Genomic DNA, 12,137 nt, shown 5'->3' with positions numbered 1-12,137 from the left:
AGCATTAATTACTGTGAGCACTCTTGACTCTGCGACGCTGGTTATCATCCCTACGTATAACGAGATTGAAAACCTTCCCTTGATTACTGGCCGTGTTCGTGACGCGCAGCCAGAGGTCCATATCCTCGTCGTGGATGATAATTCTCCCGACGGCACCGGCGAGAAGGCTGATGCTTTTGCTACAGAAGATGACCACATTCACGTGCTGCACCGCGAGGGCAAGGGCGGCCTCTTAGGCGCTTATATCGCTGGCTTCGAATGGGGCCTGGAGCGGGACTATAAGGTTCTTTGTGAAATGGATGCTGATGGCTCCCACGCCCCAGAACAGCTGCACCTGCTGCTGGAGGAGATTGACAAGGGCGCGGACCTCGTCATCGGTTCCCGCTACGTACCGGGCGGCGAGACCGTCAACTGGCCAGCATCTCGCGAGTACCTGTCTCGCTGGGGCAACCTCTACATCTCTTTCGCGCTCGGAACCGACCTATCCGATATGACCGCCGGTTACCGTGCCTTCCGCCGCGAGCTCTTGGAAGATATCGACTTTGACGAGCTGTCCAAGGCCGGCTACATCTTCCAGGTGGACCTAGCCTTCCGCGCGGTCAAGGCTGGATACGATATCCGCGAGGTGCCCATCACCTTCACCGAGCGCGAATACGGCGAGTCTAAGCTGGATGGTTCCTTTGTCAAGGACTCACTCTTGGAGGTAACCAAGTGGGGAATGGCTCACCGTATGGGACAGGTGAAGGATTTTGCCGGCGAGATGTCCAAGCTGGCGGAACACGAGGTCAAATACGGCGCCGTTCACAATGTTAGCCAGAAGGCCCGCAACGGTGTGGGCTGGGCCACTAATTTGGCCAATGAGCTGGGATACTTGGTCAAACACCAAGTGGGCCAGCTGACCAAGAAGAAATAATTAAGTGGCCAAGGCCGCTTAAAGCCCGTACCCTCACGCCAATGTGGCTGTCAGTGTACGGGCTTTATTAATTCCGCCTTCGCTCGTCTTTAAGACTTCTTCTGCTGCTCCTGCTCCTTGAGGAGGCGAGCAGCGGTTCGACGGCGGGAGCGCAAGTGGTTGATTCGCTCTTCCAAAAGTTCATCGAGTTCCTCGATGGACCGACGTTCCCGCAACATGTCCCAGTGGGTGCGCGGTGGCTTGATAGGCTTAGCTTCCACGCCTTCGCCCTCTACGAGGTGACCCAGTTTGCCATTCTTGCACATCCATTCTTCAGGGATTTCTGCCTCATGCGCGAAGGGTACCTCATAAATCTCACCGTCGTCCGTGCGGTATTTCACCATCTGGCGCGGTGCGAGGTCGTGGTCGCGGTCAGTTTCGTAGCTGACTGCGCCCATACGGCTGCCACGGAGTACGCGATCTGCCATGCAACATCATCCTTTTCAAAAACATCCCTGATAAACGGCGAAAGTTTCGCCCAAGAGCTACTCATTATAACGAACGCCCACGCGTTATTGTTCCCAGCCCGCTGTTTAATCGACTAAGGTGTATCGAGTGATCCGTACAGCTAGTCGTAGAAACAATGTCGGTTCCTGCCAATGGTGTGGAAAGGATATTGACCAAGGCGGTAGGGGACGACCACGCAAGTTTTGTAGCGCCTCGTGCAAACAGCGTGCTTATGAACAAAGAAACAATGTTAGTGGCACGGAAATTCCTGCCGATGCAGTAATCTTAAGCCCAGATAAAGTGCAAAATTTGCGCGACGGCCTTTTTGAATTGCGGTGTTCCGCAGAAGATATTCAAATCGCCGCAGAGGAAGGCGCGAGCGCGGAAGAGCTTTCCAGCCTGTGTGAGGAGCTTATTTCGTTGTCTCGGCGTTTAGAAGGACTTCGATAGTAGATGAAAAAGCTTTTTTATAACCGGAAACTCGTCGTTTCCATCTTCGTGGTTTTAATCCTGGTGTTTACCGCCGTAGCGATCGGCCCGATTGTGTACTCCCTTTTTCACAATGGTGGAGTCAAGACTGGGCCCCTGACTGCCGATGGCGCCAAGCCCGCCTCGACTCCACTCGATGGCTCTTGGTCGGTGGCCAAGGGTCGTGCCAAAAACCACACCTCGGTCGGCTTTACCTTCGACGAAGTTTTGCCGGCGGAAAGGACGTCTACCTCCGGCTCTACCACGGATGTCACCGGACAGGCAGAGATTTCCGGTTCCATACTGGAATCCGCCACCGTCACGGTAAACATGGATGCCCTTACCACGGACAAGAAGGTCCGCGACCAAAACATGAAGTCCAAACTCTTTAAGACCTCGGACTTCCCAGAGTCTTCCTTTACGCTTACCAAGCCCGCCTCGCTTGCCGATGTCCCTGCAGACGGCACCATCGGCTCCGTTAAGCTCACCGGTGACCTTAAAATTAAGGACAAAACGCAGGAGGTTACCCACGAGTTCGATGTCCTGCGTGATGGTGACGGCATCATCATTGGCGGCGACATCCCGATTAAACGGTTGGATTATAACGTGGAAACGCCAGACCTGCTGGCGGCTAAGGTCGCCGAAGATGGCGAGATTAACTTGCGTATCTCCTTGAGCAAGGACTAAACCATGAATCCTCGACGCTTAATTTCCGTGCTCTGGTTCCGTTTCATCGTCGTCATAGCCTTCTCAATTTTCGTAGCGGTTCAACAAATGTGGGTAGTAACGGCGATTGCAGCATTGCTGACGGTAGTAACTATCTGGCAGCTCTGGAGCGCTTATAAAAACCACTAAAACGTTTATACCTTTCATCCCCGTTATAAGGTCACTGTGACTAAAAAATGGAAACGAGGGGGGGAGCGGGAAAGTCTGGCTTTGTCGTGCCTATGAGCTCCTTTCTCTTTAAAGCTCTCCAGGGCTGTAGGGTCGCTCGCGTAGCACTCCACACAAACCGACCAAAATTATTTTCTAAGTCCGACTTGCTTCGCAGATTTAAAGGCGGCTCCGTTGGCCCTATAAGGAAGATATCTGGGATAAATGAGCCATGGAACAGCCAGCTCTCAGCGCGAAGGTTTTGGAACAGGCAGGTAGGCTAAAGCGTGGTAAAAAATTGTTAACGCAGGCAAAGTTTTTGCGCGCGCGGCGCCACCCTCAGTTGGAGCCGAAGATGTCCATAATTGTCCGATAATGTACATTATGTCATTTTAGATCAATGGGAGTCCCTCCCGCCGTCGTGAGACGCGTCTCTTAAGAATTTCCACGCCATTTAGCCCGCAAAGTGTTCCAAATTTGCAAATAGCGCCCCTCAGATGTCCTAAAACGGCTCACTAGTTGTAAAAACGCATCACACCGACACGCCACGCTGAGGACGTCCGCGCATCGCACGCTTGCTTCAATCCCACGCACTCCAATGCCGGGGTTGTAATTGCATAGAGCGGCGAGCACATCAGTTGGGCAGTGCTCCCGGCTTTGAGCGTCATCTTAAAGTCCGACATTTTCCGCGGCAATAAGGGCGAGCTGCATACGGTCCTTAGTATCCGGACGTAAGATGGATGTAAGATCAAGGAGTTCGATCCGCTGGAGCGTAGGTCCAGAGCAACCTCCACGCCCAGCAAAATCCTGCTGTGTTTCCGCACGACTTATACCTGAGGTAGCTCTGCTTACCGTTAATGCCAATTGTCCCCGCGGATGCTACGTCACCGAGCAAAAATACACCCGCGATCTGGATAAGTAGATCGGCATCAGTGTTTACCGGTACGGTTTTTGTCTCGATTATCGCCCTGCTAGGCGGTTTCGACGAGCTTCCGCACTAAAAGAGAATGAAAAAGGCTTAGCGGCGCCCGCCGCGACTGCGGTGGGCCAGGCCAAACTGCACGGAGTCGATCATCCCGAGAGTCATAAGCGCCTCGCGGAGTGCGAATTGGAACGTCCATAACCTGCGGAAAACTTGATCATAGCCAGCGGCGGCGGCCTCGCGAAGGTGTCCATCGAAAAAGGATCGTTGCTGGCGCAGGGACTCAATATAGTGGCTACCCACGTGCGTTTCGGAGACGATGCGGAGATTGGAGTTCTTATCGACGAGCCGGTACACATCCATAGTCAGTGGATAGTCAAGCCCTGGCCAAATATAAGTCCGCATAGCCTGCAAAGATGCTCGGGCGGCCTCTGACATGGATTCGGTGGCGACGATCGATTGAAAAGCCGCCCTACCGTTGGCGGTAAGTAGCCGATCGAGCACTTGAACAAAGGCCTTACGTTCCCGTGGGCTTGATTGTTCAAATTTTTCCACGCTGATAATCGCATCGTAGTGACCGCGCCACTGTTTTGGGCTAGGAACGGAATCTGGAATACGCTCTATGCGAATAGAGTCTTCTGTTCCGGCGAAGACAAGCGCCTCGCGCATTTGGGTGATTTGTTCAACATCACTGGTCAGGACATCGACTGTGGCGCGACGTTTGGTAGCGCGTATTGCGGCCTGCATTCCCGCTGCGGGATAAACCAGAAGATGAGTACCGGTGCCGGTGCGAGTAGCATCGAGAAGCCAATCTGCTGCCCTGCGCTGCGCCTCGCCCAAGTCATTCCGGTCCACATTCGTGGGTTCGCTCACCGTCGTGACATCGACAAAGTGGCTCTTCGGTTCCCGGCTGCCGGTTCTCGGGCCGAAGCTTTCGACCGTTTCCCGGATCGTTGTCGGCACGCCGCTGGAGAAAATTCCGCCGACGTGGCTCAGTTCGTCACCGGCATAGAGGCGGACCAGATCGAGTGGCAGCTCCCCTGGTTCAGAATCGCGCACCCTTACTCCCTGCGGCTTTGGAAGATATCCTACCTGCAGAAGCTTGGCCAAAACCTTCACCAATTGGGTGGAGGATTCGACGGACCACTCACCTGCCATATAGCTTTCGGCAAAGCCTAACCATCCAGTAGCGGCGATCCGTTTGAATAACGCATCGTGGCCGACCTTGAGATCCGGGCCACCTGCTACATCGAGCTCCAATTCCAAGCCAGCATTATCACAGGCTTTGGCAAATTCCGCCTCGGCCCAGCGTGATTTTAGCGTTGCCCAGCGCTGCGATGGAACAGTCGCGATATTGGGCCATACCTCTGCGTCGATGGAGCGTAAATGTTCGGGGGTGCAAAAACTCATGGTTTGGGGAGCGCTCCTGGGTGCAATCAGACGGTGCAGTGGGACAAAGTCACGGTGCGGGCTTATTTTAGCTAGTTTCCGGGCGGTTTCGGTCAAGACGCTCCGCGTACAAGGAAACCCGAAAAGCATGTAAAAGGATATCAAGTATGCGCGTTATGTAACGAGCGTTTACACTGTGTGGGTATTTAAAATAAGCTTTATCGAGGAAGGTCGCATTAATTCGATGACTGATACCCCTTATCGTCCAAACGGAAGCCGTCACCACGTCGTCGTGGTCGGCGGTGGATTCGGCGGTCTTAACACCGTAAAGAAGTTGAAGAACGCCGATGTTGAGATCACCCTCATCGATAAGAAGAACCACCACCTGTTCCAACCAATGCTCTACCAGGTGGCAACGGGCATGATTTCTGCAGGTGAGGTCGCCCCCTCTACCCGTCAGCTGCTGCGCAACCAGGATAATGTGCACTTTGTCAACGGCAACGTAACCGATATTGACCTAGAAAACCAGACGGTTACGGCTGGGCTCGATGATTTCTCGCGCACCTACTCCTACGACTCCCTCGTGGTCGCCGCTGGCTCCAGCCAGTCGTATTTTGGCAATGACCATTTTGCGGAGTTTGCCCCAGGCATGAAGACCCTGGATGACGCCCTGGAGCTTCGGTCTCGGATCATTTCTGCGTTCGAAAAAGCTGAGCTTACTGATGACCCCGCTGAGCGCGAGCGCCTTCTCACTTTTATCATTGTCGGCGCCGGCCCGACCGGTGTGGAGCTCACTGGCCAGATTGCGGAATTGGCCAACCGCACGCTCAGCGATGTCTACTCCACCTACGGTACCTCCGCGGCTAAGATTTACTTGCTCGACGGCGCACCACAGGTACTCCCGCCGTTTGGCAAGCGCTTGGGTCGCCGTGCTCAGCGCACCCTGGAAAAGGAAGGCGTTAACGTCCGCCTGAACGCCATGGTCACCGATGTCAACGAAGATTCCGTGACCTACAAAAACATGAAGACCGATGAAGAGGTCACTCTGGTGGGCGCGACCAAGATCTGGTCCGCTGGTGTTGCCGCTTCTCCACTGGGCAAGATGGTTGCAGACCAGGCCGGTGTGGAGGCTGATCGCGCGGGCCGCGTCGCGGTCAACGATGATATGACCGTTGGTGACTTTAACAACGTCTACATTATCGGTGACATGATGTCCCTCAACCGCCTGCCAGGCCTGGCACAGGTGGCAATCCAGGGCGGCGAGCACGTCGCCAAACTCATCGAGACCAAGGTGGACGAAGAGTCTACTGCTGATGAAAAGGAACCTTTCGAGTACTTTGACAAGGGCTCGATGGCTATCGTCACTCGCTTCAACGCCGTGGTGAAGCTAGGAAAGACCGAATTCTCTGGCTTCCCAGGCTGGCTGGCATGGTTGGCCCTGCACCTGACCTACGTCATTGGCCTGCGTAGCCGCTTGGCCGTATTGGTCAACTGGGCAGCTAATATTCTCTCCCGCAACCGCGGCAACCTGGAGATTACGACCCAGCAGCGAATCGCCCGCAACCTCATCGATGAAGCAGAAGAAAAGAAAGCGAATTAGATTCTCCTCTGCTTCAACCGCCGTCCCGTTACCCCGTCCATGACGGCTAGGGGCGGCGGCTTTTAGGTTTCGTTCCTATTTTCGTGTTTTTGTTAAAATTAAAAACTGCAACATGGGGTGCCACCCACGGTGGCTGAGATATACCCATTGAACCTGCACTAAGTTAGAACTAGCGAAGGGATAGTTGTGGATTTTTCATTTCTCCGTAGCCACGGCGCGGTACGCGATACCGCTCCCCTTATTCAGTGTTTGACCAATAAGGTTGTCAGCAATATCTCTGCCAATGCTCTTTTGGCCATCGGTGCCAGCCCAGCAATGGTTGATACTCCAGGCGAATCGCGAGGCTTTGCACAGAACGCCAGCGGCGTGCTGATCAATTGCGGGACACCGGATACCGAGCAATACTTCGGCATGCGCGAGGCAATCGCCGGTGCGACCACTGCTGGAAACCCGTGGGTGCTTGACCCCGTCGGCGCGGGTGGGCTGCACGAGCGCACCGAGTTCATGCATGAAATTTTACCGCAGCGCCCCACGGCGATTCGGGGCAATGCTTCCGAGATCATCGCCTTGGCAGGAACTGGAGTTGGCGGGCGTGGCGTGGAATCCACCGATGGTGTGGAAGCCGCCCTCGAGCCGGCGCTCAAGCTTTCCCGCGAGACCGGAGCCGTTATCAGCGTATCCGGCCCTACGGATCTCATCGTGCAGGCTGGCGAATTCCCACGCGCTATAAGTCTCGAATCGGGGCATCCAATGCTACAAAAAGTCATCGGCACAGGTTGTTCGCTCGGCGCTATCTGTGCGGCCTACCTCGCGGCGTGGGAGGATCCTTTCGCGGCTATTATCGCCGCGCATGCGCATGTGGGCGCTGCAGGCAGCGTTGCCGCAGAGAAATCAACGGCACCTGGTTCCTTTGCGGTTGCCTGGCTCGATGCTTTGCATGAGTTATCAACAGCCGCTATCGAGAAAAGGATCTCTGCCTCGGAGATCGCAGACGTTGCGGAACTGGCATGAGCATAGATTGGACTCTGTATCTCATCACCGACCCAGACCTCGCCGGCGGGCGGGATAAAGTAGTTCCCATCGTTCAAGAAGCAGTCCGCGGTGGGGCTACCGTTGTGCAATTGCGAGATAAGCAAGCCAGCGATGAGGCGGTGGAAACTACCGCCCGCAAGCTTATGGAAGTTTTGGGCGACATACCGCTTTTTATCAACGACCGCGTTGAGGTAGCTGCCAAGGTGGGTTGCCACTTACACATTGGCCAAAGCGATATGGATTTTCACAGTGCCCGTGCTCTGCTTGGGCCCGATAAGCTCATCGGGCTTTCGGTGGGCACAGCGCAGCAGCTAGACGCCATTGACCCACATGAGGCCCCCGATGTCATTGGTATTGGCCCGGTTTATTCGACGATGACTAAGAAGAATGCCCCCGCAGGAATTGGCGCTAAAGCCGCAGGGCGCCTGGCCACCGCGGCTCGCGAACGCGGCATTGAGTCCGTCGCGATTGGTGGCATCAAGGCACATAATGCTTCCGAACTTTCGGGAAGCGATTTCGCAGGTATCTGCGTGGTTAGCGAGATCATGGCTGCCGATGACCCGGCAGCGGCAGCACACAAACTGAAGGAGGCCTACCGTGGCTAAAGGAACATACCCCCGTATTCTCTCGATTGCTGGAACCGATCCCAGTGGCGGAGCTGGCATTCAGGCCGATCTCAAGTCCATCGCCGCCGCAGGCGGATATGGGATGAGTGTTGTCACCGCACTGGTGGCACAAAATACCCAGGGTGTGCGCAGCGTTCACATCCCGCCGCTGGATTTCTTGCAGGAGCAGCTGGATTCCGTCCGCGAGGACGTAGACATTGATGCGATCAAAATCGGCATGCTTGCCGATGCCCACATTACCGACTGCGTAGACACGTTCCTAGACCGAATCGACCCTTCCGTCCCCGTGGTGTTGGATCCGGTCATGGTCGCTACCAGCGGCGACCGCCTCTTGGCGCCCGAGGCGGAAAAGGCGGTGCGCGAGCTGTGCTTCCGGGTTGATGTCATCACACCCAACTTAAAAGAGCTAGCTGTACTGACACAAACAGAGGAAGCCACGGATTTAGAACGCGCCATCGAGGTGGCGCAGGGGTGGGCCGCTAAGGCCGATACGACGGTCATCGTTAAGGGCGGGCACCTTGATTCGGTGAGTGCCGATAACGCCGTGGTCACCCCGGAAGGAAAAGTCCATCGGGTAGCGTCCGCTCGAGTGCAAACTAAGAACAGCCACGGCACTGGTTGCTCCCTGTCCTCTGCCCTAGCAACGAGGCTTGGTGCAGGTGATGATACCCCCAGCGCTTTAGAGTGGTCGACGGAGTGGTTACATGAGGCGATCGTTAATGCGGATGCGCTGGCCGTGGGCACAGGCAGTGGACCAGTAGACCATCTGCACCGCTCGCAGCGTTTGATGCGGGCCGCCTCCTCGATACCGCTTCCTCACTTGGCCGGGCCTTTGGAAGAGGTAGACAATCCAGAACAGCCGCGCGTTGCGGCTGCAGGCCCGTATACGCAGCGCCTGTGGAATATCGCGGCAAACTACTGGGAGCAGATTAAGGCACTACCTTTTATTCAGAAGCTAGGGTCCGGTGCGCTCGCTAAAGATGCTTTCAGTTTCTACCTCGATCAGAATTCGCAGTACTTGGGGTCTTACTCTAAGGCCTTGGCTCGCTTGGCCAGCCAAGCGCCCGATACCGCACAGCAATTGCACTGGGCGCAGGGCGCCTATGAGTGCCTCGCAGAGGAAGCTGAGCTGCACCGTGGGTGGCTGAAGGATTCGGCCACCACGGCCCCGTCGCGGATAACTAGCGCTTACACGGATTTTCTCATCCGCAGCACGCATACTGATGATTATGCCGTCGGCATCGCGGCGGTCCTCCCCTGCTATTGGCTGTATGCAGAGGTAGGCCTGCACCTGGCGAAATTCGACTCGCCCGAGCATCCCTACCATGCCTGGTTGGAGGTCTACGGCAGCGAGAATTTCTTAGACGGGGTGCGCAAGAGCATTAAGATTGTGGAAGAAATCTTAGAAAAGGCAGACGAGACCACTCGTACCCGGGCCGAGCGCGCCTTCATCAGCGCCAGTATCCACGAGGTCGATTTCTTCGACCAAGCAGACCGACGCTTTTAAGGCTTTAAGCCAAAAGGTCCGCGCCTGGTCGCGATAGCACGGCGACCAGGAAAGCGGAATGCTCCGAAAATAGCTTCATGTCCCAGGAAGAGAACGTGAAGTCAACGCGGTAGCCCACCTTCTGCGCCATATCGAGGAAGTCCTGGAAGCCCCAGCCGCGGCCTTCGCCAAAACCGGTGACGAAGCGTCCGCCGGGGGTGAGCGAATTGAAAATATTTCGCAGGGCTTCCTCGCGTCCGTCAACGGCTAAAAAGCCCATGACGTTACCCGCAGAAACAGCAAGGTCAAAAGGTCCTTCAGGAATCTGGTCCGTGCACAGATCCCGCACGAACCACTCACCGTCTGGGAAGTCATGTTCGGCGTGTTCGATCAAAATGGGATCTATGTCAACGCCCATCACGCTATGTCCGCGGCGCAACAACTCTCCACCAACGCGGCCGGTTCCACAGCCGGCGTCAAGGATGGAGGAATTGCGTTCCACCATGGCATCGATAAGCCGGGCCTCCCCATGGATGTCTTTGCCCTGCGCCTTGAGCATCGTCCATCTACGGGCGTAATTATGGGAATGGGCCGGATTAGCTTCGGTAACTTCTTTCCACGTAGGCATGGATTCAATTATATTACCCACCGTCGGTGTAAGCTTTAGCCGCTACATAAAACGTGGCTCGTCTTACTACTCAACTGCGTTATTACCCGCACTATCGTGCAAAGGAGGCTGAAACGATGCCGTCCGTACCCACGCCTTTTAGGGGCCGTAAGAAACCCGCGCCTCCGAGTCAGCCGTCTTTCCCACCAGTTCCGGCGGAGCGCGCTATTGAACACTGCCGGGTTTTCGTTGATGGCGAGTCCTTACCCGGCGAGTATTCCGCGCATTCCGCCCTGGAAACTGTGGCGGAATATGGCCGTGGTTTTGTCTGGGTGGGTCTGCATGAGCCTTATGAATCCCAGATGACGAAGATTGCTTCACAATTCGGCATCCACGAGCTCATCGTAGAGGACGCCGTCATGGCCCACCAGCGCCCAAAGCTGGAACGCTACGATGATCAGCTCTTTGTGGTGGCGCGCTCGGTGAATTACCGCGACCACGATGAGGTAAAAGATAAGCGCCAAATCATCTCCACGGGCGAAATCCAGATGATTATGGGCTCGAACTTCATTATCACCGTTCGCCATGGTGCGAAGCTGCCTAACCTCGCCTACACCGTAAAAGACGAGCAGGACTTGGTGGAGCTCGGTCCCGTCGCCATGGCCTGGAAGATCTTGGACATGATGGTGGACCGCTACTCCGAGGTAGCACGGTTAATTAGTGATGAAGTCGATGAACTTGAAGAAGAAATCTTTACGCCTAATCTTAAATTCGACGTCGACCGCATTTATATGTTCAAGCGCGAAGTCTTGGAGATGAAGCACGCCATCTATCCGCTATCTGCGGCATTAAAAGCCATGGTCTCGGACCATAAAGATCTCATTTCCACACAGATCCGGTCCTACCTGCGCGATGTCTACGATCATGAGCTCGTGGTCAATGACTTGGTGGCTAGCTTCGATGAACGTCTGACCTCGTTAATTGATGCCTCTGTGGCTAAGGTCACGATGCAGCAAAACTCCGATATGCGCACCATTTCCGCCGTCGTCGGCATGTGGGCCGCGCCGACCTTAGTTGCCGGTATCTACGGCATGAACTTCGATATCATGCCGGAGTTACATTGGGCGTTTGGCTATCCCATGGCAATCATAATCATGGTTGCTGTCGTCGGCGGCCTGTGGGCGTGGTTTCGGAAAAACCACTGGCTCTAGCCCCCTGTCACCTTTAGCCTCTGTTGTGCTCACTCAAAATCATCGTGCGCAACGTGGTGCGCGCGATCAACGTGTTGTCTTGGCGGATGTCTACGTTCCACACGTGGGTGCGCTTACCCAATTGGATGGGGGTGGCTACCGCTTCAAGTTCGCCCTTCGCTGTCGCCTTGATAAAGTCCGTGGAGTTATTGACCCCCATCGCTGGGGCGTCAGCAGCCGCGACGCTGGCGATAGAGGCGACGGTTTCCGCGATGGTGCAATATAGTCCTCCATTGGCCACGCCCCACGGCTGGTGGTGCTGAGGAGATACGGTGAGCCGCGCGCGAGCCTCAGCCGGACCTACGCGTTCAAAGGTGAGCCCGATAAACTCTGCAAAGCCGCCGTTAACTGAATTTAGTTTCTCTAACTCCTCATCGTTGAGCAGGCGCGTATGCGCGGTATGGAGCAAGTCATTGAGTATCTGGGTATCCGACATAGTCTCCCACCTTAGCCGCGAGCACAGCGAAAGTGAGGCGGTGACGTAG

Annotated in this window: 13 protein-coding genes and 1 riboswitch; of the genes, 9 read left to right on the top strand and 4 right to left on the bottom strand. The window is 55.4% G+C overall.

Features of this window, described 5'->3' with window-relative positions:
• Positions 1-13: 13 nt before the first annotated feature.
• On the top strand, positions 14-913 hold the full coding sequence (locus D9V82_RS06975) for a polyprenol monophosphomannose synthase (RefSeq protein ID WP_121911697.1): 900 nt from the start codon (positions 14-16) through the stop codon (positions 911-913).
• 89 nt (positions 914-1,002) lie between these two features.
• Here D9V82_RS06975 and D9V82_RS06970 read toward each other — a convergent pair whose 3' ends face one another.
• A complete protein-coding gene (locus tag D9V82_RS06970) occupies positions 1,003-1,380 on the bottom strand; it encodes an RNA polymerase-binding protein RbpA (RefSeq protein WP_005279221.1) in 378 nt (125 codons plus the stop codon).
• 127 nt (positions 1,381-1,507) lie between these two features.
• Here D9V82_RS06970 and D9V82_RS06965 point away from each other — a divergent pair, with 127 nt between their 5' ends.
• The 3 genes from D9V82_RS06965 to D9V82_RS12220 are packed head-to-tail and all read left to right on the top strand — an operon-like array spanning position 1,508 to position 2,722.
• Positions 1,508-1,849, top strand: coding sequence for a hypothetical protein (locus D9V82_RS06965; protein ID WP_121911696.1), 342 nt, complete (start codon positions 1,508-1,510; stop codon positions 1,847-1,849).
• A gap of 3 nt (positions 1,850-1,852) precedes the next feature.
• Positions 1,853-2,554, top strand: coding sequence for a YceI family protein (locus D9V82_RS06960; protein ID WP_121911695.1), 702 nt, complete (start codon positions 1,853-1,855; stop codon positions 2,552-2,554).
• A gap of 3 nt (positions 2,555-2,557) precedes the next feature.
• The gene (locus D9V82_RS12220; RefSeq protein WP_167449749.1) at positions 2,558-2,722 is read left to right on the top strand and encodes a hypothetical protein; all 165 of its coding nucleotides are present in this window, start codon (positions 2,558-2,560) and stop codon (positions 2,720-2,722) included.
• Positions 2,723-3,758: 1,036 nt separating this feature from the next.
• Here D9V82_RS12220 and D9V82_RS06955 read toward each other — a convergent pair.
• Positions 3,759-5,072: a class I SAM-dependent methyltransferase gene (locus D9V82_RS06955; protein ID WP_121911694.1), complete on the bottom strand. Its 1,314-nt coding sequence runs from the start codon at positions 5,070-5,072 to the stop codon at positions 3,759-3,761.
• Between the two features lie 223 nt (positions 5,073-5,295).
• Between D9V82_RS06955 and D9V82_RS06950 the strand changes: the two genes are divergently transcribed.
• From D9V82_RS06950 to D9V82_RS06935, 4 genes are all read left to right on the top strand, one after another.
• Complete coding sequence (locus D9V82_RS06950; RefSeq protein ID WP_121911693.1) at positions 5,296-6,651, top strand: NAD(P)/FAD-dependent oxidoreductase; 1,356 nt, start codon at positions 5,296-5,298, stop codon at positions 6,649-6,651.
• A 103-nt stretch (positions 6,652-6,754) separates the two neighbouring features.
• Positions 6,755-6,850: riboswitch (TPP riboswitch) on the top strand.
• A complete protein-coding gene (gene thiM / locus D9V82_RS06945) occupies positions 6,838-7,662 on the top strand; it encodes a hydroxyethylthiazole kinase (protein WP_121911692.1) in 825 nt (274 codons plus the stop codon). It overlaps the preceding riboswitch by 13 nt.
• On the top strand, positions 7,659-8,288 hold the full coding sequence (gene thiE, locus D9V82_RS06940; RefSeq protein WP_121911691.1) for a thiamine phosphate synthase: 630 nt from the start codon (positions 7,659-7,661) through the stop codon (positions 8,286-8,288). The genes thiM and thiE overlap by 4 nt, the downstream gene beginning before the upstream one ends.
• The gene (locus D9V82_RS06935; protein WP_121911690.1) at positions 8,281-9,816 is read left to right on the top strand and encodes a bifunctional hydroxymethylpyrimidine kinase/phosphomethylpyrimidine kinase; all 1,536 of its coding nucleotides are present in this window, start codon (positions 8,281-8,283) and stop codon (positions 9,814-9,816) included. Before thiE ends, D9V82_RS06935 begins: the two co-directional genes overlap by 8 nt.
• Before the next feature lie 4 nt (positions 9,817-9,820).
• Here the strand turns inward: D9V82_RS06935 and D9V82_RS06930 are convergent, their stop codons facing one another.
• Positions 9,821-10,423, bottom strand: a complete 603-nt coding sequence (locus D9V82_RS06930) for a class I SAM-dependent methyltransferase (protein ID WP_121911735.1) — start codon at positions 10,421-10,423, stop codon at positions 9,821-9,823.
• 116 nt (positions 10,424-10,539) lie between these two features.
• Between D9V82_RS06930 and corA the strand changes: the two genes are divergently transcribed.
• A complete protein-coding gene (gene corA / locus D9V82_RS06925; RefSeq protein WP_121911689.1) occupies positions 10,540-11,613 on the top strand; it encodes a magnesium/cobalt transporter CorA in 1,074 nt (357 codons plus the stop codon).
• Between the two features lie 13 nt (positions 11,614-11,626).
• Here the strand turns inward: corA and D9V82_RS06920 are convergent, their stop codons facing one another.
• On the bottom strand, positions 11,627-12,088 hold the full coding sequence (locus D9V82_RS06920; RefSeq protein WP_121911688.1) for a PaaI family thioesterase: 462 nt from the start codon (positions 12,086-12,088) through the stop codon (positions 11,627-11,629).
• Positions 12,089-12,137 lie beyond the last annotated feature (49 nt).

This window comes from Corynebacterium macginleyi (genome assembly GCF_003688935.1).
In the GTDB taxonomy this organism is placed as follows: domain Bacteria; phylum Actinomycetota; class Actinomycetes; order Mycobacteriales; family Mycobacteriaceae; genus Corynebacterium; species Corynebacterium macginleyi.
Note: the sequence above shows the minus strand (reverse complement) of the source record. Positions and strands in the feature narration are given on the sequence as shown.